The organism is Mucilaginibacter jinjuensis, from assembly GCF_028596025.1.
GTDB classification, from domain to species: Bacteria; Bacteroidota; Bacteroidia; order Sphingobacteriales; family Sphingobacteriaceae; genus Mucilaginibacter; species Mucilaginibacter jinjuensis.
On sequence record NZ_CP117167.1, the window covers coordinates 3,541,157 to 3,566,022 of the forward strand.

At 42.5% G+C, this 24,866-nt stretch carries 24 protein-coding genes; 10 read left to right on the plus strand and 14 right to left on the minus strand.

The window, feature by feature from the left end:
• Nucleotides 1-384, minus strand: a complete 384-nt coding sequence (locus tag PQO05_RS15885) for a BlaI/MecI/CopY family transcriptional regulator (RefSeq protein ID WP_273628353.1) — start codon at nucleotides 382-384, stop codon at nucleotides 1-3.
• A gap of 301 nt (nucleotides 385-685) precedes the next feature.
• Between PQO05_RS15885 and PQO05_RS15890 the strand changes: the two genes are divergently transcribed.
• From PQO05_RS15890 to PQO05_RS15915, 6 genes are all read left to right on the plus strand, one after another.
• Nucleotides 686-1,231, plus strand: coding sequence for a 5' nucleotidase, NT5C type (locus PQO05_RS15890; RefSeq protein WP_273628355.1), 546 nt, complete (start codon nucleotides 686-688; stop codon nucleotides 1,229-1,231).
• A 203-nt stretch (nucleotides 1,232-1,434) separates the two neighbouring features.
• A complete protein-coding gene (locus tag PQO05_RS15895) occupies nucleotides 1,435-2,220 on the plus strand; it encodes a S1/P1 nuclease (protein ID WP_273628357.1) in 786 nt (261 codons plus the stop codon).
• Nucleotides 2,221-2,589: 369 nt separating this feature from the next.
• Nucleotides 2,590-4,677 (plus strand): ferritin-like domain-containing protein, encoded by a 2,088-nt coding sequence (locus PQO05_RS15900; RefSeq protein WP_273628358.1) that lies wholly within the window; start codon nucleotides 2,590-2,592, stop codon nucleotides 4,675-4,677.
• A 15-nt stretch (nucleotides 4,678-4,692) separates the two neighbouring features.
• A complete protein-coding gene (bufB, locus tag PQO05_RS15905) occupies nucleotides 4,693-5,616 on the plus strand; it encodes an MNIO family bufferin maturase (RefSeq protein WP_273628359.1) in 924 nt (307 codons plus the stop codon).
• Complete coding sequence (locus PQO05_RS15910) at nucleotides 5,609-6,445, plus strand: HvfC/BufC N-terminal domain-containing protein (protein WP_273628361.1); 837 nt, start codon at nucleotides 5,609-5,611, stop codon at nucleotides 6,443-6,445. Before bufB ends, PQO05_RS15910 begins: the two co-directional genes overlap by 8 nt.
• A 7-nt stretch (nucleotides 6,446-6,452) precedes the next feature.
• A complete protein-coding gene (locus PQO05_RS15915) occupies nucleotides 6,453-7,445 on the plus strand; it encodes a phytanoyl-CoA dioxygenase family protein (protein ID WP_273628363.1) in 993 nt (330 codons plus the stop codon).
• Here the strand turns inward: PQO05_RS15915 and PQO05_RS15920 are convergent.
• Together PQO05_RS15920 and PQO05_RS15925 are read right to left on the minus strand one after the other, a co-directional pair.
• Nucleotides 7,442-7,843 carry a DUF1634 domain-containing protein gene (locus PQO05_RS15920; protein WP_273628365.1) on the minus strand — a complete coding sequence of 134 codons (402 nt, stop codon included), beginning with the start codon at nucleotides 7,841-7,843 and terminating at the stop codon, nucleotides 7,442-7,444. The two genes, PQO05_RS15915 and PQO05_RS15920, sit on opposite strands and share 4 nt — an antisense overlap.
• 11 nt (nucleotides 7,844-7,854) lie before the next feature.
• Nucleotides 7,855-8,688 carry a sulfite exporter TauE/SafE family protein gene (locus PQO05_RS15925; protein ID WP_273628366.1) on the minus strand — a complete coding sequence of 278 codons (834 nt, stop codon included), beginning with the start codon at nucleotides 8,686-8,688 and terminating at the stop codon, nucleotides 7,855-7,857.
• A 255-nt stretch (nucleotides 8,689-8,943) separates the two neighbouring features.
• Between PQO05_RS15925 and PQO05_RS15930 the strand changes: the two genes are divergently transcribed.
• Nucleotides 8,944-9,585, plus strand: coding sequence for a FadR/GntR family transcriptional regulator (locus tag PQO05_RS15930; protein WP_273628367.1), 642 nt, complete (start codon nucleotides 8,944-8,946; stop codon nucleotides 9,583-9,585).
• On the opposite strand, the gene PQO05_RS15935 is transcribed toward PQO05_RS15930, so the two are convergent.
• The 7 genes from PQO05_RS15935 to PQO05_RS15965 all read right to left on the minus strand — a co-directional run bounded on the left by PQO05_RS15935 (nucleotide 9,582) and on the right by PQO05_RS15965 (nucleotide 16,519).
• Nucleotides 9,582-9,905 (minus strand): DUF6686 family protein, encoded by a 324-nt coding sequence (locus PQO05_RS15935; RefSeq protein ID WP_273628368.1) that lies wholly within the window; start codon nucleotides 9,903-9,905, stop codon nucleotides 9,582-9,584. The two genes, PQO05_RS15930 and PQO05_RS15935, sit on opposite strands and share 4 nt — an antisense overlap.
• Nucleotides 9,906-9,983: 78 nt before the next feature.
• The gene (locus PQO05_RS15940) at nucleotides 9,984-11,012 is read right to left on the minus strand and encodes a hemin-degrading factor (protein WP_273628369.1); all 1,029 of its coding nucleotides are present in this window, start codon (nucleotides 11,010-11,012) and stop codon (nucleotides 9,984-9,986) included.
• Nucleotides 11,013-11,024: 12 nt separating this feature from the next.
• Nucleotides 11,025-11,816: a heme ABC transporter ATP-binding protein gene (locus PQO05_RS15945; protein WP_273628370.1), complete on the minus strand. Its 792-nt coding sequence runs from the start codon at nucleotides 11,814-11,816 to the stop codon at nucleotides 11,025-11,027.
• On the minus strand, nucleotides 11,813-12,862 hold the full coding sequence (locus PQO05_RS15950) for a FecCD family ABC transporter permease (RefSeq protein ID WP_273628372.1): 1,050 nt from the start codon (nucleotides 12,860-12,862) through the stop codon (nucleotides 11,813-11,815). Before PQO05_RS15950 ends, PQO05_RS15945 begins: the two co-directional genes overlap by 4 nt.
• Nucleotides 12,862-13,707 (minus strand): heme/hemin ABC transporter substrate-binding protein, encoded by an 846-nt coding sequence (locus PQO05_RS15955; protein WP_273628374.1) that lies wholly within the window; start codon nucleotides 13,705-13,707, stop codon nucleotides 12,862-12,864. The genes PQO05_RS15950 and PQO05_RS15955 overlap by 1 nt, the downstream gene beginning before the upstream one ends.
• 86 nt (nucleotides 13,708-13,793) lie before the next feature.
• A complete protein-coding gene (locus PQO05_RS15960) occupies nucleotides 13,794-14,402 on the minus strand; it encodes an HmuY family protein (protein ID WP_273628376.1) in 609 nt (202 codons plus the stop codon).
• A gap of 26 nt (nucleotides 14,403-14,428) precedes the next feature.
• Nucleotides 14,429-16,519 carry a TonB-dependent receptor plug domain-containing protein gene (locus PQO05_RS15965; RefSeq protein ID WP_273628377.1) on the minus strand — a complete coding sequence of 697 codons (2,091 nt, stop codon included), beginning with the start codon at nucleotides 16,517-16,519 and terminating at the stop codon, nucleotides 14,429-14,431.
• Nucleotides 16,520-16,616: 97 nt separating this feature from the next.
• On the opposite strand from PQO05_RS15965, the gene PQO05_RS15970 reads away from it, so the two are divergent.
• The gene (locus PQO05_RS15970) at nucleotides 16,617-17,639 is read left to right on the plus strand and encodes a helix-turn-helix transcriptional regulator (protein ID WP_273628378.1); all 1,023 of its coding nucleotides are present in this window, start codon (nucleotides 16,617-16,619) and stop codon (nucleotides 17,637-17,639) included.
• A 432-nt stretch (nucleotides 17,640-18,071) separates the two neighbouring features.
• On the opposite strand, the gene PQO05_RS15975 is transcribed toward PQO05_RS15970, so the two are convergent.
• Nucleotides 18,072-18,437, minus strand: a complete 366-nt coding sequence (locus PQO05_RS15975) for a DUF1304 domain-containing protein (RefSeq protein ID WP_273628379.1) — start codon at nucleotides 18,435-18,437, stop codon at nucleotides 18,072-18,074.
• 212 nt (nucleotides 18,438-18,649) lie between these two features.
• On the opposite strand from PQO05_RS15975, the gene PQO05_RS15980 reads away from it, so the two are divergent.
• Nucleotides 18,650-19,909, plus strand: a complete 1,260-nt coding sequence (locus PQO05_RS15980) for a BamA/TamA family outer membrane protein (RefSeq protein WP_273628380.1) — start codon at nucleotides 18,650-18,652, stop codon at nucleotides 19,907-19,909.
• Nucleotides 19,910-19,944: 35 nt separating this feature from the next.
• Here PQO05_RS15980 and PQO05_RS15985 read toward each other — a convergent pair whose 3' ends face one another.
• On the minus strand, nucleotides 19,945-21,666 hold the full coding sequence (locus PQO05_RS15985) for a mechanosensitive ion channel family protein (protein WP_273628381.1): 1,722 nt from the start codon (nucleotides 21,664-21,666) through the stop codon (nucleotides 19,945-19,947).
• A gap of 497 nt (nucleotides 21,667-22,163) precedes the next feature.
• Here PQO05_RS15985 and PQO05_RS15990 point away from each other — a divergent pair, with 497 nt between their 5' ends.
• Nucleotides 22,164-22,580, plus strand: coding sequence for an ankyrin repeat domain-containing protein (locus PQO05_RS15990; RefSeq protein WP_273628382.1), 417 nt, complete (start codon nucleotides 22,164-22,166; stop codon nucleotides 22,578-22,580).
• Nucleotides 22,581-22,647: 67 nt separating this feature from the next.
• Here the strand turns inward: PQO05_RS15990 and PQO05_RS15995 are convergent, their stop codons facing one another.
• Both PQO05_RS15995 and PQO05_RS16000 read right to left on the minus strand, forming a co-directional pair.
• Complete coding sequence (locus PQO05_RS15995; RefSeq protein WP_273628383.1) at nucleotides 22,648-22,869, minus strand: hypothetical protein; 222 nt, start codon at nucleotides 22,867-22,869, stop codon at nucleotides 22,648-22,650.
• Between the two features lie 12 nt (nucleotides 22,870-22,881).
• Complete coding sequence (locus PQO05_RS16000) at nucleotides 22,882-24,858, minus strand: OmpA family protein (RefSeq protein ID WP_273628384.1); 1,977 nt, start codon at nucleotides 24,856-24,858, stop codon at nucleotides 22,882-22,884.
• Between the last annotated feature and the right edge of the window lie 8 nt (nucleotides 24,859-24,866).

A 24,866-nucleotide genomic window follows, 5' to 3' on the forward strand; every position in this document is an offset into this window, starting at 1 on the left:
TTATTCTTCTAGTTTTTTAAGCAGGTCTTTTATATCCTGCAATTCTTGTTGCGATGCCTTTTTGTTGCCCAACAGCTGCATTACCAGTTTACCTGCCGAACCTTTATACATCGAATCCACAAACTTATCCAGCAAATGGGCCTTGGTTTTCTGCTCCTCCTCTACCACGCTGTAAATATGTTTCATCTGGCTTTCGTCGCGTTTCAGGATGCCTTTGTCGGCCATAATCTGCATCAGCTTTAAGGTGGTCGTATAGTTTACATCCTTTTGTTTCAGCAGCTCATCGTTAACCGCACGTACGGTAGATGGGCCTAATTCCCATAACACCTGTAGTATTTCCAACTCCGATTTAGTAGGCTCTATTTGCTTGTTTTGTGCTTCCATATTTATCTCCAAATCAAAGGTAGGAATATTTTCGTACGAAACAAATTTTAGGTAAGAAACTTTTCTTACCTTTTGTAAAACCTACCTACAAGACGTTTAAAATTTTAAAATGTGACAATATTTATAGGAGAAATGACGAAAGACAATAGACGAAAGACACAAAATGAGCGTCTTAAATTTATCGCTCAATTATTTGCGTTTATCTTTCAACCCTTACGTACTCTTTTTCTTTTTTATCCTTTCTCTTTTATCTTTTGTCCTTTCTCTTTTATCCTTCCTCCTTTACCCTTTTATTTGCAGTATGAGTATTGCAGACAAGAAAAAAACAATTGCTATAGATATGGACGGCGTTTTAGCCGATGTAGAAACCCAATGGTTAAACTGGTACGAACGCGACTTCGGCATCAAGATGACCAAAGACCAGTTAGCCGGTAAAACCGAAGAAACTGCCTTTCCCGAAAAAGGTATGATGCGCAAATATGTTTTAACGCCGGGTTTTTTCTCCACGCTCCCACTTATGGAAGGCGCACAGGAAGCTATTAAAACACTATCAGAGAAATTCGAAATCTATATCGTATCGGCAGCTATGGAATTCCCCTTAAGTTTGCCCGAAAAACTGGAATGGTTAAATACCCACTTCCCAGCCATTAGCTGGAAAAACATTATATTTTGCGGCGATAAAAGCATTATCAATACCGATTACATGATTGATGACCACCTTAAAAACCTCGATAATTTTAAAGGCAAAACTATTATGTTCCATGCCTTCCATAATGTGAGCTACAACCACCACCAACGGGCCAATAACTGGCAAGAAGTAGTGGCGCTGTTAGCAGAAGAAAGATAAAGGACAAAAGAGTAAGGACGAAAAAAAGGATGAAGGACGAACATCTATACTATATCCTGTCCTTTATCATTTTTCTAAAAATCCTTGCTCTCTTAATCCTTACTCCTTTTGTCCTTTGTCCTTCTTCTAAAAATCCTTGCTCTCTTAATCACATCTTCATATAACATACTCATATTTACATCACTTTATATGTTTATATGTCGATGAAAAAGTACTTTGTATTGGCCTTAATGGCCGTATGTTCTTTAAGCCTGGTATCTTGGGGTGTAACCGGTCACCGCGCTGTGGCCCAGATAGCCGAGAATCACCTCACCCCTAACGCGCGTTTAGCCGTTAAAAAGTTGCTGGGTAATGAATCACTGGCCGATGTAAGTACTTATGCTGATGAATTACGCAGTAACCCTCAGTACAAATACACCGCGCCCTGGCACTTTGTAAACTTGCCGAGTGGCTATACCTTCGATCAATTTGCCAATGCTATAACCAATTCACCGGGTGATAACGGCTACAAAGCCCTGCTCAATTTCGAACACGAACTGGGCGACCCTACCAAATCGAGAACGCAAAAAGCCCTTGCTTTAAAGTTTATTGTGCACATTGTTGGCGATTTGCACCAGCCGATGCACGTTAGCCATGCGGAGGATAAAGGCGGCAATAACATCCAAATAATCCATAGCGGATACAACGAAAGCCTGCACAGTTTATGGGACGAAGGTATTATAGACCACCAGGGCTTCTCGTACAAAAAAATGGCTACCGAATATGACAACGCTACACCTGTTGAAATAGAAAAATGGCAAAAAGACCCGGTAATGATCTGGTTATGGGAATCGTACCAGATCAGCAGCATCCTGTATGAAGAAGCTGCGCAAGACAATAATTTTACCGAAGAATATTATCAGCAACACCTACCCATCCTCGAAAAAAGAATTGAAAAAGGCGGCATTAGGCTGGCCGGTGTAATTAATTCTATTTTGGATAAGCAGTAGTCGATAAAGTTTAAAATCCGATTATTACCTATATTATATTATGTCTGCAACTTTTGTCATTTCGAACCTTGAAGCGTGGGCAATTGTGGGGCAAGGGTGAGAAATCTTATGCTACATGCTTTCTTACGGAGATTGAAGCATAATGTAGAAGATTTCGCCTCACCTCCAACTACACAATGTCCTGCCCGGTTCGTCGAAATGACAAAGTTTGTGAGCATATCAATTATTGCACAGGGTAAAAACCACTTTATTTCCCCCTATTACCCACCTATAAATAAGGTACATAAACCCCAAATTTCAGGTACAACTTATTTGTTTGTATGGATAATTATTTGATACATTTATTGCACCAAATAACCTATCCATTTCATGAAAACACAAGCAGACAAAAAAGATCTCTTCGACCGCGACCCGTCGCTTTTTGAAACTGATTATGCCGCTGTTAAGGCCATTGTGCAAACCGCAGTAAATGTAGAACTGTTTACCATCCCGCTTTACATGACAACGTTGTACTCCATACAAGGTGTGCACCAAATTACCGGGCAAAACAGTTTGTACCAGGGGCGTTTATGGCCGGGCCTGGCTCCTACATTCAGGCCGGGGATTAATCCATCTAAAAACATTCCCGAGAATGAGAAAGCATTTAATACCATTTTCAGTGTGTTTATTGAAGAAATGCTGCACCTGCAACTGGCATCAAACATTGCCACTGCAGTTGGCGTAGTGCCGGTATTTACCCAGCTATCGCCCAAGGCCGATAACTATGCATGGCAATGTTACAGCCCGGATTCGACTGTGATACCAGGCATTATCGACCTGAAAGACTGTAAAGACTTTTACGAAGGTATCGACTATACCAAAATCAGGGTTAAGCTTGATGAACTGAACCATACCCAAAATGATCTTTTCCTGGCGATTGAAGCTGGTGAAGAGATTGCCAAGGGACGGGTTAAGGACGAAGAAAAACATAAATACTTCCCAACCGCACCGTTTGAAAACTGGCAACAAGGCGATACACTACCGATGTTTGGCAGTATAGGCCAGATGTACCAGTGCCTTTGGGATTATCTGGACATTACCTACAAAGATCTTGACGGTGAAGTAACCACACTTTGGGAAAAGATCTATCAACCCGCAGCCATCCAGCAGGATATATTTAATACCGTATCATCCGGCCACCCTTACAAGGAGTTTCAGGATATGGATACCGTAATTGAAGGCTGGTTGCCGGAGCGGGCAAAAGAACTGGTGTTCAGATTGATCTGTGCCATTACCGACCAGGGCGAAGGTGCCGATATTACCAAAAACATGCGTCCGTCATTTGGTTTACAGGCTGTAAAACCGATTAACCAGGCAGCTGATGAAGCACTAAAAACAGATTACCCCAACTTTACTGATACCGGTAAACCTGCCCCTTCAAGCCATGCTTTTGCACGCCACGGTAACGGTGAGCACGACCATTACGAACGCTTTATAGAAATAAGAACCGATCTGGAATGCGACCGGATTGTAACCTGGCCAACCTGGCACAAAAAAACAAGACCGGGCCTCAATAAATGGCAACCCGAGGACCTTAAAACAGATACATACGACCAGAACAAATACCCTTTACCAAAAGCCGAGGAAATTGCAGGTGCTTTAAACAGATTGAACGACCCAAGCGGTACCGGTGATTTGAACGATCCTAAACGCGAGGCTAACTATCAGCAGTTCTGCGAAATAGCAACCGGTGCTATTGCAGGGATTACAACCGTGCTCGATCAGTTTTGGGCAAATGCGGGTGTTGGTTTCCCATTCCCATCCATGGGTGGCTCTGGCGACAGGCTGATGATGTGCTGGGCGGTATTTGGCCAACTGCCAGATCTTTCGCGCGGGGTACAGCCAATTAAAGATGGCGTGCTTTATCATGCCTGCCAGGGCTTGGATCTCAATGAACCAAGTACAGCCGATCCTGCCACTTGTGCATCTGCCGAAATTTATCATAACTGCCGTGGTTCAAACTCTTGTAAGGCACAAGGCGGTTGTGGTTTTGTGCAGCAGGTTGGTCAATCCAAATCATGCGGCAGCAGTGTGATGTCGCTAAAAACAGCCGAGAATTTATGCGGCCCTAAGCCGCCAAAACCTCCGGTAACGGTTTATAGTGCGCCTGGCGATAATGTTTGCAGTAGCTTCGGCGGCTGCGCCGTGCCAATTTCGGCATCGCAAATTTATCCGGTTATTTCGGGTAGTGGCCAGAGTGCTATAACATCGGGTATTATGGAGTTAAACAATTTCGGGCCGAGGCCACCGCACCCTATCCAGAAGATAGATGGTGAAACCGTTCCGTTCAACACCGGCGATATGGTACATGATATTGCATGGAATGCTTACACTGAGGTACTAAATCACAGGAAACAACCCCTTCCCGAAAAACCGAAACCAAGCGATATCCGGTTGGCATTCCCTCCATCTACCTGATCAAATATTCACAATATGAGTATAACCGATACAAACCGCCTGGGCCTGCCAAATTTGGGCCTGGGCGTTGGTTTACGCAGCAAACACTACAGCCACCTCATGCAAAATGACCCGGTGGTTGACTGGTTTGAGATCATCAGCGAAAATTACATTAATAATTTTGGCTATGGCAGGCATGTGCTCGAACATATTTGCGCCATAAGGCCCGTTGTGATGCACGGTGTGTCTATGTCCATCGGCAGTACAGATCCGCTGAATCTTAATTACCTGAAACAGTTAAAGGAACTGGCCGATTTTGTAAAACCGGTTTGGATCTCCGATCATTTATGCTGGACAGGCGTTGCCCACCTCAACACCCACGATCTGCTGCCCCTGCCCCTAACACTCGAAAGCCTCCAACATGTAGCCGATCGGGTTAACCAAGTGCAGGATATTTTACAGCGGCCGCTGATCCTCGAAAACCCATCAACGTACATGGAGTTTCAAAGTTCTACCTTGCATGAGTGGGAATTTTTATCAGAACTGGTTAGTAAAACGGGCTGTGGTTTATTGCTCGATGTCAATAATGTATTTGTCTCGGGCTTTAATCACGGCTTCGACCCTGAGTTTTACATCCGCAACATTCCGCACAAGGCTGTGGTACAAATGCACGTAGCGGGGCCAACAGATTGTGATACCTATTTGTTGGATACCCACGATCAACCTGTCCCTACGCAGGTGTGGAACTTATACCGTTTGGCGCAGGAACTAACCGGCGGCGTTTCTACCCTGCTGGAATGGGATGCCAATATACCCGAATACCCCGAACTGGTAGCCGAAGTGCAAAAAGCCAAGCAGGTAATGCAGGGTTACATCCCTGAAGTGCCGGTTTACAAAACTCCTTATTTAGATGCAGTATCGAACCCGGTTGACCACCAAATGCAGATAACGCATGACTGAGCTGGCTAACATACAACGCTGGCTCACTTCTATCATCGTAAAACCGGGAACTTTACATGATAAAATAAAATTGGCCGACGATTATTATAAGCTCAACAACACAGAAGTTGTACAGCCATCCTTACGGCAAACATCGGCACAAAGAATCGAGATCTATGCCCGTGGTTACGTAGCACGTTTACTGGAATGCATGGAGGCCGAGTATCCTGCAATTTGCCATTTATTGGGCGACGAGCTTTTCCACACCTTTGTGCGTGCTTACTTAGTTGAGCAACCATCAACCTCGCCCGATCTTTATGATCTGGGTAAAAACTTTGCCGCTTTCCTCAAAGCATCTCAGCCTAAAAGCACAGATCAATCCAGTGAATTTGACTTACCCGTAGAGCTGGCTATACTGGAACGATCGTTGGCCGAAGTTGCACGAATTAAAGGCCTGGAAGCTATGGCTGTTAAACCTAATAACCATCACGACTTATTATACCTATTTAATACGAGTAATATTCAGGCTTCGCCGGGTTTAATATTATTAAAACTCAACTGGCCTTTGGCTGATTATGTGAAAGCTGTTTATCAAAATCAGGAGGCCGAAATACCTGAAAAACGGGAAAGCCTTTTAGCCATTAGCCGAATGCATTATCGCATCAAGTTTCAGGAAATTGAGTATTGGCAATGGTGCTTTTTACAAGCATTACAAACCAACGCCAATTACACCGAAGCCATTAGTATGGCGGCTGAACAAGCTACAATAGCAAAAGATACCCTAATGGCCGATCTTATTTTATGGCTACCTGTTGCACTAAATTTTGGATATATTTATAAAAACGAATAACAGTACTATGCTAACTATTCACCTAACTTCATCGCACGAAAAAGGTAAACTCAATATCATGCACCTCAAACGTTACTGGCATAAAGCCATGCTAAAACGTAACGGTCAGCTAAAACAGGATGAGTTAGAAGACGAGTGGCAAACCGATGTTACCCTATTAAGCGCCCTGGGAATTGGCTTGGAGCCAACCTTACAATACCTGTACCGTAGCGCGCCGGATTTCGAATCATTTGAAAACTGGGTATCTGAAAATAGTACAGGCATAAATGAAAGCAAAATTGAGCAGTTTAACCGGATACTCTCGGGAGAAAGCATTGCCGGTAAAGAACCTGTACCCTACGAAATACTCTCACCAGAAGATTTAAAATGCTGGGATAAGAACGGCTATGTAATAATTAGAAACGCCGTCAATAAAGAAGATTGTGATGAAACAATTGCAGCGCTTTGTGAGCATATCAGGGTAGAGAGATATGATCCGGCTACGTGGTATAATGTGCACCCATCACAACAGGGTATTATGGTGCAGTTGTTTCAACACCCGGCTTTAGAACGTAACCGGCAATCGGATAAAATAAGAAAGGCTTATGAAGAGCTTTGGCAGCGAAGGGATATCTGGGTAAATACTGATCGCGTTGGCTTTAACCCGCCAGAGACCGAAACGCATAAATTTAGAGGCCCATACCTGCATTGGGATTTAAAATTCACTAAACCTATTCCGTTTGGTTTACAGGGCATCCTTTACCTATCAGACACTGCCGCAAACCAGGGTGCATTTACTTTGGTACCGGGTTTTCAGCATAAAATTGATGCCTGGCTCGAGGCATTGCCTGAAGGTGTTGATCCGCAAAAACAAAACCTGTATGCCTTAGGCAGTATGCCTATAGCCGCAAATGCGGGCGATTTTATCATTTGGCATCATGCCTTACCGCATGGCAGCAGCCCAAATACTGCTACCGTACCGCGTTTTGTACAATACATTAATTATGAACCTGCCGATTAAACTTTTAAGCCGCTAAACATACTGAACAGCATTACGCATAATACCAACAGGGTAATAAACACGTATAGTTTATCCTTTTCTACCACAAAGGCAACCAGCGAGAATGCAATTCTTAATATTGGTGTGGCAATTACTGCTAAAACGCCTAACTGTATAATATCGGGCGCATTAAGATTGCGCACACCATTTATAATACCTTTTACGGTAGTATAACTTGCACCTTCGCCGGTAAATGTATGCCTTGATGGCACCGTTAACTGACCTTGCTGATATAAGCAAATAATGCCGCCCAAAAGCACAATAATACTGGCTATCATAACCCCGTACCTTAGTAATTCGCCTATTAATTGTTCAACGTCTTTGTCAACCCAAAAACTTTTTGAAATAACTTTTTTCATAATGCTGATGATTAAAATTTATGATTGTAACCGTTGTAGATCATCTCTACGGCTACAAATGTTATAGCCAGGCAAAATATCAACCGCAATGCTTTCGGGTCTATCCGGGTCAACAGTTTCGATCCGGTAAAGGCACCGCCCAAAACACCCAATATAACCGGAAATGCCAATCCGGGATCCATGTAACCTCTTTGCAGGTATACCACCGCGCTGGCTGCTGCGGTTACACCAATCATAAAATTACTGGTAGTTGTGCTTACCTTAAATGGGATGCGCATGGTTGAATCCATAGCCAAAACTTTTAATGCGCCGGATCCGATACCTAATAAGCCAGACAATACACCTGCTACAGCCATAATGGAGAACCCAGCTCCTACATTTTTTAATTTGTATTCAACGTTACCTTCTTTGGTTGGGTAGCTGTTGTTTAGTTTGAGCAGGTACGATAATTTACTGCCTTCTGCCAACGCTTCCTGGTTTTTCTTCCGCAGGGTCATTGCTGCCGAGAAGATCAAAATACTGCCAAACATGATAGCGATGGTATTGGTAGGTGTATAAACCGCAATTAATGCCCCGACTACAGCCCCTATGGTAGTGGCTATTTCCAGGAACATGCCCAACCGTATATTGGTTATGCCCTCCTTTACATAAGCACTTGCCGCGCCCGAAGATGTGGCGATGGATGCCAGTAATGCCGCGCCAATGGCGTAACGAATATCGATGTGAAATATCAGCGTTAATAAAGGGATAATTACTACCCCGCCGCCAAGGCCGGTTAACGAACCCACCAAGCCTGCCAGGTACGCCCCTGCCAGCAGAATGATGCAAAATACTAAAGTTGTCATATCATCAGTTTTTTAAAGGGCCATTTAAAACTAAGCCCGAAATAATATGAGGCAAACATAGATAAGAATTTTCAGAAAAACAATTAAACATCTGATGTTTAATAAATACATGCGATGTTTATTTAAATTTGACATACAATCAATAAACTGATACATTAAATATTAAAACGCTAAAGCAATAGTTAACGAAAGTAGTGTAATTATGATATTTGAAACAAACATCATACCTTTGCATAAGATTAATTGATACACACGGTGAAACTTTACGACAAAATAGTTGAGCAGATAAGGAAGGATATTGCCGACGGTAAATACAAACCTGGCGAAAAAATTCCGGCTGAGCCTGAGTTGATGCAACTTTACGGTGTAGGGAGATCAACTATTCGTGAGGCCATCAAGACATTGGCTATCTCAGGCATATTGAAGGTGCAGCAAGGTTCGGGTACGTTTGTAAATAACAATTTCCAGGCAGTAGGTATTGAACAGCGTTTGCGCCGTGCCGACTTTGACGACATTAACGCCACCCGGTCGTTATTAGAGAAAGAGATTGTAAAACTGGCTACCGAAAAACATACCGAGGCCAACATCTTAGAAATGGAACGTAACCTGGAGCTACGTAAACAGGCTATCAAGACAGAAAATCCGGAAGAGTGTGCAGAAGCAGACATTGCATTTCACGTGGCTATTGCCGATGCCTGCGCCAACCCGGTACTATCCGATCTTTACCAGAGCTTTGTGTTAATTATGCGCAACTTCTTTTCGGCACGCGATACGCAGGGAATCGGTTACTTCGCCATGAACCATCATTTGCACGAAGATTTACTTAAGGCCATCAAAAGCCGCAAACCTAATCTTTCGCAAAAAGCCTTTCAAAAAATCCTCGACAATAATTACTAACGCGAATAAAGCAGTTTGTAAACTTCGTACATCTGCAATGCTTCGCCCATAGCAACATTCAAATCGCGCCATTCTGTTTTGGTGAATACGAAATTAATATCCTGGTTAGGCGTACAAACCACTGCCCTTTCGGATCCATCGGGAAATGGGAAACTGCGATCGTCAAAGTTCAGTTCACTCGTAAACTGATGGAAAGCCGCCATCTGGTCGGGCGTAAAACTAAGCATCAGGTTTTGATGCCATATACTCATCATACCACATTCTGGGCAATCGCATATTACGGCTGTGCCGCTTTGGGCTAATACTCGGGTTTCACACATGGCCATGTTATTTGGTGCCTGCATTACCTGCGGCGCATGCTTGCTATGCCGCAGGTAACCAGGACTTTTAAAGTTTAATTATTTAGCTGTGCTGTTTGTAAGCAAAGTTCTCCAGCCTTCGCTTTCAGGAATGCCGGGTTTACGTTTGCCAAAAAATTGCACAATGGTATTTCCATCCTTATCAAATACTTCGATGCTGTGCACCCAGCCATCATTGGTAGGTTTTTTAACCAGCCAAACAGTATCAATACCATCCAAACGCAGGTGCATGTTAAAGTCAGGATCGAGCACATTGAACCATGGGCCGGTTTCTACCAGTTTAACAATAGGGCCTGTATGGATCTGGATACAGCCTGCGCTGCCGGTAAACACCATGATCTCTTGTCCGCGTGCAGATGCATTTTCCAGGATAGTTTTAAGCGTAGCTACTTCCAGTCTTACCGCATAATCATCTGGTGCTAAACGCAAAGCCTGGGTGCGGGTAATTTGATATTTCTTCAATAATGGATGAAAATCGTGCGTATCCTGCAAAGCTTTCCAGCCTTCCTGAAATTCAGCAACATTAATTTCGCTATCAGGTAACTCAACAGTTGGTGCCGATGCCGGTAAAACAGTTAAGGTTTCCTGCTGATCTTCTGCAGTATATTTTGCTACCAGTTGCTGATAAGCTTGTTTGTCGCTATCATCAATCAGGTAGATCTTGTGTACGGCCTCACCGCTTTTATCGAAAAATTGTAAGCTATGGCGCTCTGCCTCATTAACTGCAAAACCAAAAGCCCACTGGCTCATAAATAAGCGCAGGTCGATATCCGGTGTAACCACCAAACCTACATGGCCGTTAAATGTCGCTTTTTTGTAGATGCCTTTACGCTCGTGCACGCAATAATCGTTACGGGTTAAGGCCATTACCTTGCCCAGTGTATTTACTTCTTTTAAAAGTTCGGGGAACTCATTTTTCAACCTAACCACACTTACACCGATGCCGGTATTTACCAGATCGGCTTCGCTTACGCCCAGTTGTTTGGCAGCATCGCGGATGCGCACTTTAGGATTTTGCTCTTTGAAAGCGTCCCATTGCGCTTTTATAGTTTGTGTTGTACTTTCCATATTTGTTTTAGTTTACGAGTTATAATTAATTCGCCCGGTGGTAATTACCAGCGGACAGTTAAAGTTTTCATTTTTCATTAATTGCACCTTAATGCCAAAAGCATCGTGCAAGTTTTCGCAGGTAACCACTTCTTCGGGGTTGCCCAAAGCCTGTACTTTTCCTTGTTTCAGGATCATGATCTGATCTGCATAGGCAGCGGCCAGGTTAATATCATGCAGAATGCAGATCACACCATATCCCCTATCAGCCATATCACGCGCCTGCATCAGTAATTGTTGCTGATGCAGAATATCGAGACCGTTGGTAGGCTCATCCAAAAACAACCAGCCATTGGGCACATCCTGGATCTGGGCAATAACACGCGCCAGTTGCACACGCTGCTGCTCGCCTCCTGATAAAGTTTCGTAGGTTCTACCCGCCATCATGGTAACGCCTGTAGCCTGCATGGCTTCAACCACCATTTGCATGTCGTGCTCCGTAGGCTGACCATCGAAATGAGGGTATCTGCCCATTAGCACCAGCTCTTTAACGGTAAATGAAAGACTGAGTGTATTATGCTGCGTTAAAACCGAACGTTTGCGTGCCAGTTCTTTGATTGGATAATCGTCCAGATCTTTATCATTGAATTGAATTTGCCCGGCAGATGGCAACATCTCATTGCACAACAATTTAAGCAGGGTACTTTTACCAGCCCCGTTTGCGCCTATGATGGCAAGAATTTCGCCCGGTTTAGCTTCAAACGAAACATTGTTTAAGATCACCTTTTTGCCAACGGAATAAGAAACGTTATTAACCTTGATCATACCTGTTGTTTTTTAATTTGTGCATTGATCATGTAAATAAATACCGGCGAACCTGCCAGTGCAGTTACAATACCAATGGGTAATTCTGTAGGTGCGACTACGGTTCGCGATGCGAGATCGGCGAGGGTGAGCATGGCTGCTCCCAGTATAGCAGAGCCGGGTATTACCAGTCTATTATCGGCACCAAAACCTATCCGGATAATATGCGGGACTACAAGCCCCACAAAGCTGATAATACCGGCAACTGCAACTGATGCCCCCACAGACATCGTAGCCAGTAAAAGCACTGCACGCTTTATTTTATTTACGTTGAAGCCCATGTGCCCGGCTTGCGTTTCGCCCAGGGCTATGGCGTTAAGTGACTTACCCATGAATGGTAATACCAGCACAGGGATCAATATAAAAGGCAATATACTACCCACCGAAAGCCAGCTCGATCCTCCTAAACTTCCCAGACTCCAGAAAGTAAGGTTACGAAGCTGTTCATCTGTTGAGATATAAGTAAGCAAACCGGTGAACGAGAATGCCAGGGCATTGATGGCAATACCTGTTAACAGTAAAGCCGTTATCATGGTGCGGCCATTGCGCATAGCCAGTTTATACACCGCCAATGTTGTAATAAAAGCACCAATAAAGGCTGATACCGATAACATGTAATAGCTGTAAGTGCTGCCCATCAGGGTTAACAGTTTACCACCGAATACAATAGTTAAGGCCGCAAACAGTGTAGCACCTGATGAAATACCGATCAACCCTGGCTCGGCCAGTGGATTGCGGAATAAGCCTTGAATAGCTGATCCCGCAACAGCCAACGCAGCGCCGATCAATACGCCCGATACTACCCTCGGCAAGCGCAGGTTAAACATCACGGCAAATTGCTGCGTGGTAAACTCAGCCTTATCGCTTAAACCAATATGATAACTTATCATCGACCAGAGCTGATTAACCTGGATGTGTACTGCCCCGATACATATAGAAGCAATAACTACCAGCAGCAACAGCACCGATAAACCAATGAGTATGTAGCTATGATTTTTAACAATCATTACTTAATTTTCTGTGCCAGTTCGCCAACCGCTAATCCTAATCTTGGGCCAAAGCTGCTTACCAGTTCGCCATCCATCGTAACAAAACGCTTGTTTTTGCCTGCGTTGGTTTGGGCTACGCCTTGTACATTTAATAAACCGGCTGCACCGCCCAAACTATCCATACCGCTGCTAAACAGTAAGATCACATCAGGGTTAGCGGCAACCAAAGCCTCAGGAGTTAAAGGTTTAAAATCGCTGAAACCGGTAACGGCATTTGCGCCGCCTGCCATTTCAATGATCTGTTGCATCTGCGTGCCTTCGCCGGCTACCATCATGGTGCCTGTACCACGGGCGTAAATAAATAATACTTTAGGTTTAGCGCCTTTATTAACTTTTGCAGCAGCAGCCAGGTCGCTATCCAGTTTTTTAATCAGCGGATCGGCCGCCTTTGGTTTACCGAAAGCAGCTGCAACATCTTTAATCAGTTTGCGGGTGCCATCGGCGCTATAGGTTTGGGTAAATAATACCAGTTTAATGCCTGTGCTTTTTAATTGCGATACCAATTCCGGCTTCAATTCATTTGATAAGCCGGTTACAATATCGGGTTGCAGAGCCAAAATGCCTTCGGCACTCAGGTTACGGTTGTGGCCAACTTTGGGTTTGCTTTTCAGGGTAGCCGGGTAGTTACTGGTAATATCGGTGCCAATAATATTGGCTTCCATGCCAATGCCTGCCAGTATCTCGCTCACGGTACCGTTTACAGATACAATTTTGGGCGATGTTTGCGCCATAGTTTGCGGCGCGTAGCTTAACATTAATACGATGAAGCTTAAGATCAGATTTTTAATGTTTTTTATTTTCATGTTTGTGGGGATTTTTAAAATATGTTCCGCCGCCCTCGCGGCAGCGGAACATGGAATCAACTGACTTGATCCTTTCTCAAATTGAATTATTGTAAACTGGTTGTACCGTTTGCCTGGTATGCAAAGCGAAATGTGTAAATTCTTGATGCCGGCCTGGTGGTTAAATCAGCAAATGTTGGCGTAGTGGTATCAGGGTTGCCTTTGTAATAGCTTTTCATTTCTATCTTGGCATAGTTACCAGCGCTGGTTTTTACCACAATAATTTTACCCGGAACCATTAAAATAGCGTGCTGAGGTGCAGTTGTAGCAGTATAGGTATACCACCCTGTAATTGCCGCAGCGCCGGTAGCATCTGCCTTGTAGCCACTTGTTGGTGCTGTAGTTAAATCGGCAAAGGTGCTGCTTACTACTTGCGCTTGTGTTGTACCTGTGCCAGACGAGCCGCTGTTTATAAAAATACTGGTGCCCGAAAATTTAACATCCCATTTTGTCCCGGTGGTGTCTGCGCCTGTTACAACAGCGTTGTTAGCTAAACTATAGTACACGTTACCTTTTGAGCCATCAAGGTCTGTTACAGTGTTGGTTTTCAGCGTAGCTACGGGCGTAGTTGTATCATCATTGTTTTTGCTGCATGCGCTCATAAAAAGTACCGAGCTGCTAATTAATCCTAAAGCTAAAGTTTGAAGTTTGTTCATCTTATTTGTTTGTTTCTATTTGTGAGTTATTGTTTGTTGAAATTATAGGTGAAGCCTGCGTAAAGTAACCGCCCCGGCAGGTTGCTGATGGTTAGCGGTTGTTTATAATCGCCCAGGTTTTCGCCCGTTAATTGAAAGCGGAGCTGGTTGTGATAAAACAGTTTAGATACCGATGCATTAAAGAGTACATAGCCTTTTACATATTCGTCATCACGGTTTACAATGCCGTTACCATCCAAATCAGAGAAACCATACCTACCGCGATAGATGGCCCTTACTGATGCAATGATGCCTGTTTTATCATCCTGGTAGTTTATCCGGGCATTGGCCATATTTTTTGATCGGTTTAATAAACCGCCGTACATACTCTTGGTTACCTTTACCGTTTCGCGGGTTTTAGGGTCTGTACCGTATACCTGCCCGGCTTTAATCTGGTCGAGTACACTGTTATCATAAGCCTGTAGATATTGGTAGCCGCCGGCCACAGTCCAATGCTTCAGGAAATTATAGCTCAGGTCTGTCTCCGCTCCTTGTGTGTATACACTATGGATGTTGAAGTACGAGTAAACCGATTGGCCGTTGGTTTTGATGGCAATAGGCTCGGCATCAATAAGGTCGCGGATATTATTCCGAAAGAAATTAACTGTCCACATTAATGATTTTACCGGGCGATAACGGTAACCCAGGTTATATCCTGTTGAGCTTTCTGCGTTTAGCGGCTGAAGTTTGGATGGGTCGATCAATATAGTTTGTATCTGCCCCTGTTGTTGTAGCTTGGCTGTTTGTGCAGCCGCTTCTTCGTAACCAAATACACTGTATCCAACCACCGCATTGGTGAAGTTGAGATAAAGCTGACGGAAATCTGGCGCTTTATAACCTTTACCGGTCGAGCCAAGGATCACAAATTTATCTGACAATTGATAGCTCACAGCCAGTTTCGGGCTAAATTGCGAACGATAAACACTGTGCGCATCAAAACGGCCGCCGGCAATTATGTTCAGCTTTTTAATCAGAGTCCAATCGCCTTGTGCGTATACATAACCCGATGTAAAAGATTGTTTGGTATCGTACCGTGTTGCGTCCACTGTTTCGTATTGACCACCTGCTCCTGATGTTACCCTTAATTTGGCGTAAACCTGGTAATCACTCTGTACCTCTGCCCTGTTAAACGCCTGGTTAAAATAAGTTTGGTCGTAAACCGCGTTGGTAGCGGTATAGTTGAGCAGCGATGTAGTTTCGTATGTAGATCTGTACAATCTCAACTCGCCTGTAAATTTCTCTGAAAACCGGTGCGTAATGGATGGCGAGATACTAAAGTTGCTTTCCGTTCCTTTACCGGCTACCTGCCCGCTATCTACACTATAATTGTTATTAGTAGTATTAGTGTAGTTTCTGATCAATAAACGTAGATCTGTATTAGGTGTCAACTTATAGGTAACCCTGCCATTAACGGTGTACCCATGAAAAGGAGAAACCGTTGGGCTGCCTGATGAGGGCACCAACGAATAACCATCGCTGCTATTACGGTTAACAAAGCCTGATATAGATAACCTTGGTGTGGCATAAGCTGCGTTTAAAGACAAGTCGGCATTTTTATTAGTACCATAGCGTGCTGCCACAGAAGTGGAGAAACCCAATGGTGGTGTTGCCGAAATGAGGTTTACCACACCCGCCATTGCCTCGCTGCCATATAATGATGATACCGGGCCTTTTACTACTTCGATCCTGTCGATACCGTTTGTAGTGATGCGGGTAAGATCTAATATCCCGGTGGTACGTCCTATGATCGGTAGTCCATCCAGCATAATCATGGTATAATCGGGGCTAAAACCCTGGATCTGGATACCCTGACCGTGGGCATCCGGTAATACCGACAGGCCGGTTTGCTCGTTCAATACTTCGTCCAATCTCACCAATCCCCTGTTCTTAATTTCTTTATTACTGATGGTACTTACCGGCATGGGCACTGTCATTAAATCTTTTGCAGACCGGGTAGCTGTTACAATAACTTCCTTTAATTTTTTGGCCTTGCTGGTATCTCTCGCAGCGGTATCTATCTGTTGTGCGCTCAGCTTTGCAGAGAGTAGCATCAACACACAGATAAATTTTTTCTCCATTTATTTAGACTGATTAAAAATAATGATGCAAATTTGCGCCATAGATCAGTTGGGCGGTTAACGCAAAACGGATTGAAAACAACGCGAAACGGATTATATGCAAATCAACTTTACATCTCTGCCTAACCGGCAATCACAGCTTAACCTGGCCTATCCAAAAGAATTTAGCGGGGCCGCACACATAGAACAACGCACCTCATCGGCAGCTGCCGAATGGGGAAATATGAAGATCAAAGAGTTATGGTTTGAAGGGGTATGCCTCTTTAACAGTCACTTTAATGTGAATACTACTTCGGCCATGCGATTGCAGTGCGGCAGCTTTTGCTGGGTAATGAATTTTGTGCTGGATGGAGAACTTGCTGTACAATCAAACACGGAAGATGTTAACCTAACCTTAGAGAAAGGCAGGTACCACACCTTTTATTGCTCAGCGCTCGATATTGACCTGGTTGTAAATCAACCGACTGAAGTATTTACCATTTGCCTCACCCAGCGTTTTATCCGCAAACTATTGGGCAAAGATATTTTACCCGAAAACTTTGAAGGCGGCGGCCAGGAACCATTCACCTTAGTAACTACCGACGAATACCGTGATGGCCGATTTAAGGTACTAATTAAAGAAATGGTAAAAGCCGGGCAGCCCGATTATATCCGCAGGATATTCCTGGAGGCCAAGATACTGGAGCTATTATCGATGCAACTGGAGCGGCTGGAAAACAAACAGTCATCGCCCGGAAACTTTAGTAAAGAAGATGTTTCGCGATTGGAAGAAGCCAAAACCCTGGTAGAGCAAAACCTGCAAACCCCCTGCTCGCTTATTGAACTGGCACGCAAAACCGGGTTAAATGATTTTAAGTTGAAGAAAGGTTTTAAAGAACTCTTCGGACATACGGTATTTGGGTATCTGTTTGAGTTACGGATGGACTCCGCATATCAACTCTTAAAAGAAGGTAAGACTGTAGGTGAAGTATCAGAAATTGTAGGATATAAGAATGCGCATCACTTTACCTCGGCATTTAAGAAGAAATACAACCTGTTACCTAGCCAAATAGGTAAAATATTGACTTTCATTTTAAGTGGATATACATTTAGTGCCTTAAGCGCCTACTTTTTTGAGTAGAAGAAGCAAAAAAGCAGACAATAAGCGCATTAAATACTTATAAAATAACAAAATTTACGTATTTAATTCAATGAATAGATGAAAAAACCATCAATAAGAACAAATTATAAACATATTCAGCATCAAATTTTCAACATTTCAATAATTAAGTAGTTTTAAAACTATATTTGCAATATAAATTAAAGCTATTTAATAAAATACAATCAAAAATAAAAGTATTTGTATCCTTTAAAGCTTTAAAAAATCATTATACAATTCATAATTAACGAAATAAAGGACTACTACCGGGGCGAAGCGATCAATACACTACTCCTGAGGCCATGCAGGAGTAGTTGATTGCTCTTAATAGGTAAAGATGCTATCAAAATTAAAAAATAGCCAGATACACCCCACAATTATTGTAAAAGCTAACCTCAATGGTTGGCTTTTTTGTTATCGGGCCAGCAAAGTAAATATTAAGGCTATAATTGCCGGTACGGCTTGCTTTACAAAAATACCTTTAGAGGCTGTTAATGAACCATAAATACCAGCCACAATTACACAGCCCAGAAAAAATTCTGCCACATAAACACTCCAATTGGCATCAGTTATCAATAACGACCATATTAACCCGGCCGAAAGAAAACCGTTGTATAAACCCTGGTTAGCAGCTAATGCTTTGGTTGGTTCAAACAGCTCTTTCGGGAAGGTTCTGAATGTCTTTTTGCCTACCGTTGTCCAGGCGAACATTTCGATCCACAAAATATACAGGTGCTCAATGGCAACAAATGCAATAAGGATATGGGCTATAATTTTCATAAATAAAACGGCTTTAAAACTGGTGTTTTAAATATAGAAAATAGATTGTACGTGTATGGCATATAATTATATTAAACATGAAATCAGGGTATTTCCAGTTTCGTATGTCTTATATAAAAATAAATAATATGTTATTTTATTACCTGCACTTTACCTTTGAATTGCAGAAATGTATTAAAATTGCGCCAAATCTCTAAATAATTACCCTGGGTTTGAAAAAACGATCTTTAAAATTATGGGCTTGCCTTGTATTGATGTTAGCATTTGGCATTAACACAAAAGCCCAGACCGATAAAAGTGTATCTCTGCCTCAGCTGGTTACTGGCAAAAAGAATGTTACAGATACCACAAAGATCCAGGCTAAAAAGAGCGACCAGACAGACTTGCCCGACGTTATCCATCAGCTGTTTCATACCAAAACTTCACCACAGCCTGACTCTGTTACCACTAAACCCGAAATATCTGTAGTACCTGCGGTTGGTTATACCCTGGTATCTAAATTCGCACTGGTATTATCGGGTAATATTGCTTTTCGTACGGGCCCGCAATCGCGAATATCTACCATTGTTGCCAGCGCATCCTACACACAAAACAAACAGTTTATCATGCCGGTGCTAAGCAGCATCTGGACCAAGAACAACAAGTTTAACTTTGTGGGCGATTTACGTTACTACCAATATCCGCAAAGCACTTATGGGCTGGGTAGCAGCTCATCTATCAAAAATGAAGACCCGATGGATTTTTCATTTGTACGCTTCTATGAAACGGCATTACGACATGTGACCGGTAACTGGTATGCTGGTTTAGGTTATGCCATAGATAACTACTGGAACGTATCACAAACTGGTGCTAACAGCGGGGTTGTATCCGATTATACTAAGTATGGTACATTCTCGCACAGTGTTTCATCGGGTTTAACCTTAAATGTGCTTCATGATTCACGGGATAACTCGATTAACCCTATTAAAGGTTGGTATGGCAGTATCCAGTATCGTGATAACAGGGAATTTTTAGGCTCCACGCAAGATTGGCAATCATTGATTATTGATCTGCGCAAATACATCAGGTTCCCGGCAGGTTCTGATAATGTATTGGCTTTCTGGTCTTATGATTGGCTGATATTGGGCGGTAACCCATCGTACCTTAACTTACCGAGTACCTCATGGGATCCTAACTCTGCCACTGGTCGCGGATATATTCAAGGTCGTTTCAGGGGGGCACAAATGGTTTATGCCGAAAGCGAGTACCGCTTTAAGATCACCAATAATGGTTTACTCGGCGGTGTATTTTTTGTAAATGCCGAAAGCTTATCCGCACAGCAAGGCACTAAATTACAAGCTATCCAGCCCGCCTTGGGCCCCGGTTTAAGGCTTAAACTCAATAAAACATCGCGTACTAATATCGCTGTTGATTATGGTTTTGGTCGCGAAGGCTCGAGAGGGTTGTTTATTGATGTGGGTGAGATATTTTAAGTATAGAGACAAGAAGTTAGAAACAAGAGACAAGACTACTCTTGCTTTTTGTTTTGCATCTTGGTTCTTGTTTCCTGGCTCTTGTCTCTGGATTCTGTCTGAAAGGCCGGTTGCACATAATCTTTATCCAGGTAATCAGTAGGGATAGTTATGGCATTGCCATCCCGAAGCGCTTTATAGTGCGGCGACATGATCTCCACCCCTGCTTTATTAAAATGGTCCTGAATATTGGCATGTAAGGCCGAGTATATGCGAGATTGTTTGTTGGCTTCTTTGGTGTAAGCATTGATCCGGTAACTCACATAGTAATCATCCAGGCTTGTTTGCAGTACATAAGGTGTAGGTTCTTGCTCAATCATCGGTGTATCTAATGCAGCATCGATGAGTAATTGATGTACCTGCCGCCAGGGAGCATCATAGCCAATAGTAACGGTAGTATACACAATCAACCCCTTCTCTGACGCCTCGCTACTGAAATTTTTGGTGTGGCTGCTCATCACCGTTGAATTTGGGATGGATACAATCTCATTCTGGATGGTACGTATGCGGGTAACCAATATCGTTTTTTCAAATATATCGCCGGTAATCTCTCCTATCTGCACCCTGTCGCCTATTTTAAATGCCCGCATATAGGTAAGCACTAACCCGGCTACAATATTGCTGAGCGCACCTGCCGACCCGAAGGTAAAGAGTACCCCCATAAATACAGACACGCCTTTAAATATGGGCGAATCTGATCCCGGCATATAAGGAAATATCACAATCAGCATAAAAGCAAGGGTGAGCACTTTTACAATTTGATAAGTAGGATTAGCCCAGTCGGCATAAAACCCGGGGATTTTTAAGGCTCCCTTTTCTATTTCATTTTTCAGATAAGCAAAAAATCTGAGCACATATCTAAATATGATAACCAATACCAATATGGTTATGAAATTAGGTACATAGTCCCATACGGCTAAACCTATCCTTTTTAATGGACTGAGGAAATAAGCAAGCAGTTGGTTAGAAATATCCTGAGTAAAAGGAAACAGGCCGAACATTACAGGCAAAGCCAGGTAAATAACAACAATAATAGTAACCCATTTAATGAGATTTACCAGGCTGCTTAACAACCCAAATTCCTGATCGGTATTTAGTACTTCGTAATTATTGATCTTTACCCCTTTGATCAATTTTCCTTTTAACGCATGGCCTTTTCTTACAAACCACTTAAATGCACGGCTTATAATATAAATTAATAAAACCACTACCAGCACTACCAACAAGGCCAGTAAAGTTTCTTTTAGTAAAGTTTTCCAGCCCGTTTTTACCTGGTAATCTATAACAGCTTTACCTATCTTATTTTTCAGCTTTAAGGCCAACGAGTCTTTAGTAGTATTTTGCAATGAGGCATCCTGATCAAAAATAGATACCAGTAACTGGTCTTTATAAGCAATATCAGATGTTTCGTCCTCTTGTGTAATTTTTAATGAATCGGTGCTGAAAGCGTAATCGTCGGCCAATTTTTCGATGCGTTTGCTCACTGCTTTGGCACGCACTTCTGCTGTAAAGCTCCCCAATTTGGCATATATGTAAAATAAAGTATCATGAAAAGCTTCTACGGGAAAGCCTTTTACATTTTTCCGCAACGAATCTGTATGCAGCATTTGTTTAACTGCATTTATGGAATCTGTTTTATGAGCGATTGCACGTGGCTGTGCATACGAAACATGAATATTTAATAAGCAGATAAATAACAAGCCGGAAATGTTTTTCATATCGAAACTATTAGGCGATTGTACTTTAGCAAGTTATTAATTTATATAAAAATAACTTCCCGGCTACTGCAGTTAATTTGTTTCACATAGTAATTTGACACAGCAGACCATCAATACAACTTATAGGTGTGAATTTTTTTGTAATTAAAATGTCATTCGGCTTAAACTATAAGGAAATATTTTTCTATGATTTGACTAAAATTACCAAGTGAGGATATCTTCTGAATAAAACAAAACCTTAATAATCCATACAACTTACAGGTTTGAGCTTAGTGTAATGGATACATTAAGTAACGTTTTTACCGATTATAAATAATCTATTTTATAGCAGGTTTTGAATGCTTTTTTTTAATCAAATGACCAGTTAGTCTATTTCATATTAGTTAAACGGATAGTTGGTTGCATTTTTAACATTGCCTTAAACGTAAAACCAAATAAAATATATTTTCCGTACTTGCAGTTGTTAAACAAATAAACGCCCAAAACTCCAACAAAAAATGAAAAAATTATTCATTCTTTCCGTAGCCCTGTGCCTAACGGTCACGGCATTTGCCCACGACATTTTCACCGCAGTTAAAACTAATGACATCGCTGCAGTAAAGTACTTACAAAACAAAGGTGCAGATCTTGATGCAACCAACGCTAAAGGCGAAACTGCATTAATGATTGCCATCCAAACTAAAAATGACCGTATTGCCGATTACCTGATCGAAAAAGACGTAAACGTAAACGCTCAAAGCAAAAATGGTTTTACCCCATTAATGTATGCTGTGCAAACACAGAATGTTGCACTGGTAAAAACCCTGCTTAGCCACGGCGCCCAATTAAAATTACAAGACACCAATCATAAAACTGCATTAGATTATGCTATGCAGCAAAACAACAATGACCTGGTTGCTCTTTTAAAGGCTTAACATAGACCCCGAAAATCAATTTTTGATTTTAGAAGCCATACAGTGTGTCACTGTATGGCTTTCTTTTTTAAACCTTAAAAAGGAACAGCAATAAAATATTTACTGTACTTAACGAAAAATTAGCTAATGCCATTAACAGTTTATCGACCTGCTCTGTGGCCGACAGACGGTAATACCGGGCAAAAACGTATTTAAATAAATAACTAAAACCGTAAACGCATAATACAAATGACAGCACCAGCTGTATTATCCCCATGTCTTTAAATGAATCTAAAAAATGTGTGTTCATATCTCTCTCCTCTTAATCTGTTTTTAACACTGTAAATTCTGTGCGGCGGTTTAACTGCCGGCCATCCGGATTGTCTTTACCATCAGGCAACGAGTTTGGTGCAATAGGTTTGGTTTTTCCATAACCTTTGGCAAATACCCGAGTATCCTCTATCCCTTTCGAAATAATATAGTCTACACATGATTGTGCCCTGTCTTGCGACAGCTTATCGTTATAAGCATCGCTGCCAATAGAGTCGGTGTGCGAACTGAGCTCTATCTTAAATTTCGGGTTATCTTTCAGGATGGTTACCACTCCGTTCAATTCGGTTTCTGATTCCGGCCTTAAAGTCGATTTACCAAAATCATACAATATATTATTGATAACCATTGGCTTATCAACCACAAATGCCTGTAAACATACATCCGGGCCGAATAATGTATCTGCAACCGTTCTGCCACCTTTAGGCAATGGCAGTACTTTGGTAAAGTAACCGTCTTTCTCAAACATTAAGTTATAAGGGCGTTTGGTGGTAATCTTAAAAGTATACTTGCCGTCTTTAGCCAGGGTTATTTGCTTTATATTCTCCTTGCTCAACGAATCAATCAGTGTAACCATTGCTCCACCCAGCGGCTTGTGCGTATTACAATCAACCAAAAAGCCACCGGCAAAATAACGCTGGTCCATAATCTCGAATAACTCCAGGCAGCAATCAGACTCCCGGTCAGAGCTTACATAGAACTTGGTATCGTTATCAGGGTCAGGCGAAAAATACAGATCATCCTTAGCCGAGTTCATCGGGTAACCCATATTGCGTGGCTGGCTCCAATGTTCGGGCTGGCCTATGCTTTCAAAGAAATCAAAGCCGCCTAAGCCGATAAATCCTTTCGAACTGTAGATCAGCCTCTTATTACCTTCATCATAATAGGGAGCTTGCTCATCACTCGGCGTATTAATAGTAGAACCTAAATTGATTGAACTAATTGGATTTCCGTTGCTATCCAGTTCACTCATCCAGATATCATCGCCACCCTGGCCGCCTGGTTTGTTAGAAACGAAGAACATGGTTTTGCCATCCTTACAAACAAAGGGCTGAATGGCGTTAAACCCATCGGCATTTACATTCGAGTTTAGTTTCTGTGGACTGCTCCACTCACTACCGTTCCAATCGCTTTTATAAATGGCATGGATAATTTTAGTCCCTATTTTATACCATCTGGTTAGGTAAAGCCGGTTACCCTGCGGGCTTAGTGATGGTGTACCGTATTCTGTTTCCTTCTCCTTATCAGCATCACGAAGATTAACAATTTCCGGGCTCTCCATATCCGGCGTGGCGTGATAAATGCGATTCAAATGCTTTTTATCACTTTTAATCATGCGCGAAGAGGTGAAATAAAAATTGTTATCTCTACGCACCACCGCATAATTAGAGCCATCTGAATTCCATTTACCTTTTAACTTGGTGACATTAAGCAGTATGGGATATTGGTATTGCTCTTTCGCAAAGCGGCAATTACGAATTTCTTTTTCGGCCAGTTCACCCAGTTTACCATCACCTTTATAGTTGTGCTGAAACATTTCGAGCTGTTTAATAGCTTCATCAAAATGCTGATCAGCGCGCAGGCATACGCCATACCATAGCCTAACCAGTGGGTATTGCGATTCTGCATTTTCATTTACCACCTGGTAATACCAGGGCTCGGCTTCGAGATAATTCTCGTAGCCACGATAAGACTCGGCAAGCTGATAACGGATATAATTAAGATCGGTAGCTTTAACCTGTTGCTGTTGTTTCCCATTATTGTCCGGCGTAAATGGAACTTTGATCTGCGGAACCAGCTTCAGGCCTTCGGCAGCCTTTCTGTAATAGTAGGCGGCTTCGTAGTAATCTTTATTACGAAAGGCCTTATCACCCATAGCACGGAAGTTTACCGTAGTATATTGCGCGAAGGTGTTTTCTGCCCATAGGAGGCAGAAAAGACTGAGTATTATTGAAAGGATCTTTTTCATGATAGGTG

Excerpts from the sequence above, each read along its gene's own strand:
- PQO05_RS15885 (WP_273628353.1), bottom strand. The coding sequence starts at position 384 with ATGGAAGCACAAAACAAGCAAATAGAGCCTACTAAATCGGAGTTGGAA.
- PQO05_RS15890 (WP_273628355.1), top strand. The coding sequence starts at position 686 with ATGAGTATTGCAGACAAGAAAAAAACAATTGCTATAGATATGGACGGC.
- PQO05_RS15895 (WP_273628357.1), top strand. The coding sequence starts at position 1,435 with ATGAAAAAGTACTTTGTATTGGCCTTAATGGCCGTATGTTCTTTAAGC.
- PQO05_RS15900 (WP_273628358.1), top strand. The coding sequence starts at position 2,590 with ATGAAAACACAAGCAGACAAAAAAGATCTCTTCGACCGCGACCCGTCG.
- bufB (WP_273628359.1), top strand. The coding sequence starts at position 4,693 with ATGAGTATAACCGATACAAACCGCCTGGGCCTGCCAAATTTGGGCCTG.
- PQO05_RS15910 (WP_273628361.1), top strand. The coding sequence starts at position 5,609 with ATGACTGAGCTGGCTAACATACAACGCTGGCTCACTTCTATCATCGTA.
- PQO05_RS15915 (WP_273628363.1), top strand. The coding sequence starts at position 6,453 with ATGCTAACTATTCACCTAACTTCATCGCACGAAAAAGGTAAACTCAAT.
- PQO05_RS15920 (WP_273628365.1), bottom strand. The coding sequence starts at position 7,843 with ATGAAAAAAGTTATTTCAAAAAGTTTTTGGGTTGACAAAGACGTTGAA.
- PQO05_RS15925 (WP_273628366.1), bottom strand. The coding sequence starts at position 8,688 with ATGACAACTTTAGTATTTTGCATCATTCTGCTGGCAGGGGCGTACCTG.
- PQO05_RS15935 (WP_273628368.1), bottom strand. The coding sequence starts at position 9,905 with ATGTGTGAAACCCGAGTATTAGCCCAAAGCGGCACAGCCGTAATATGC.
- PQO05_RS15940 (WP_273628369.1), bottom strand. The coding sequence starts at position 11,012 with ATGGAAAGTACAACACAAACTATAAAAGCGCAATGGGACGCTTTCAAA.
- PQO05_RS15945 (WP_273628370.1), bottom strand. The coding sequence starts at position 11,816 with ATGATCAAGGTTAATAACGTTTCTTATTCCGTTGGCAAAAAGGTGATC.
- PQO05_RS15950 (WP_273628372.1), bottom strand. The coding sequence starts at position 12,862 with ATGATTGTTAAAAATCATAGCTACATACTCATTGGTTTATCGGTGCTG.
- PQO05_RS15955 (WP_273628374.1), bottom strand. The coding sequence starts at position 13,707 with ATGAAAATAAAAAACATTAAAAATCTGATCTTAAGCTTCATCGTATTA.
- PQO05_RS15960 (WP_273628376.1), bottom strand. The coding sequence starts at position 14,402 with ATGAACAAACTTCAAACTTTAGCTTTAGGATTAATTAGCAGCTCGGTA.
- PQO05_RS15965 (WP_273628377.1), bottom strand. The coding sequence starts at position 16,519 with ATGGAGAAAAAATTTATCTGTGTGTTGATGCTACTCTCTGCAAAGCTG.
- PQO05_RS15970 (WP_273628378.1), top strand. The coding sequence starts at position 16,617 with ATGCAAATCAACTTTACATCTCTGCCTAACCGGCAATCACAGCTTAAC.
- PQO05_RS15975 (WP_273628379.1), bottom strand. The coding sequence starts at position 18,437 with ATGAAAATTATAGCCCATATCCTTATTGCATTTGTTGCCATTGAGCAC.
- PQO05_RS15985 (WP_273628381.1), bottom strand. The coding sequence starts at position 21,666 with ATGAAAAACATTTCCGGCTTGTTATTTATCTGCTTATTAAATATTCAT.
- PQO05_RS15990 (WP_273628382.1), top strand. The coding sequence starts at position 22,164 with ATGAAAAAATTATTCATTCTTTCCGTAGCCCTGTGCCTAACGGTCACG.
- PQO05_RS15995 (WP_273628383.1), bottom strand. The coding sequence starts at position 22,869 with ATGAACACACATTTTTTAGATTCATTTAAAGACATGGGGATAATACAG.
- PQO05_RS16000 (WP_273628384.1), bottom strand. The coding sequence starts at position 24,858 with ATGAAAAAGATCCTTTCAATAATACTCAGTCTTTTCTGCCTCCTATGG.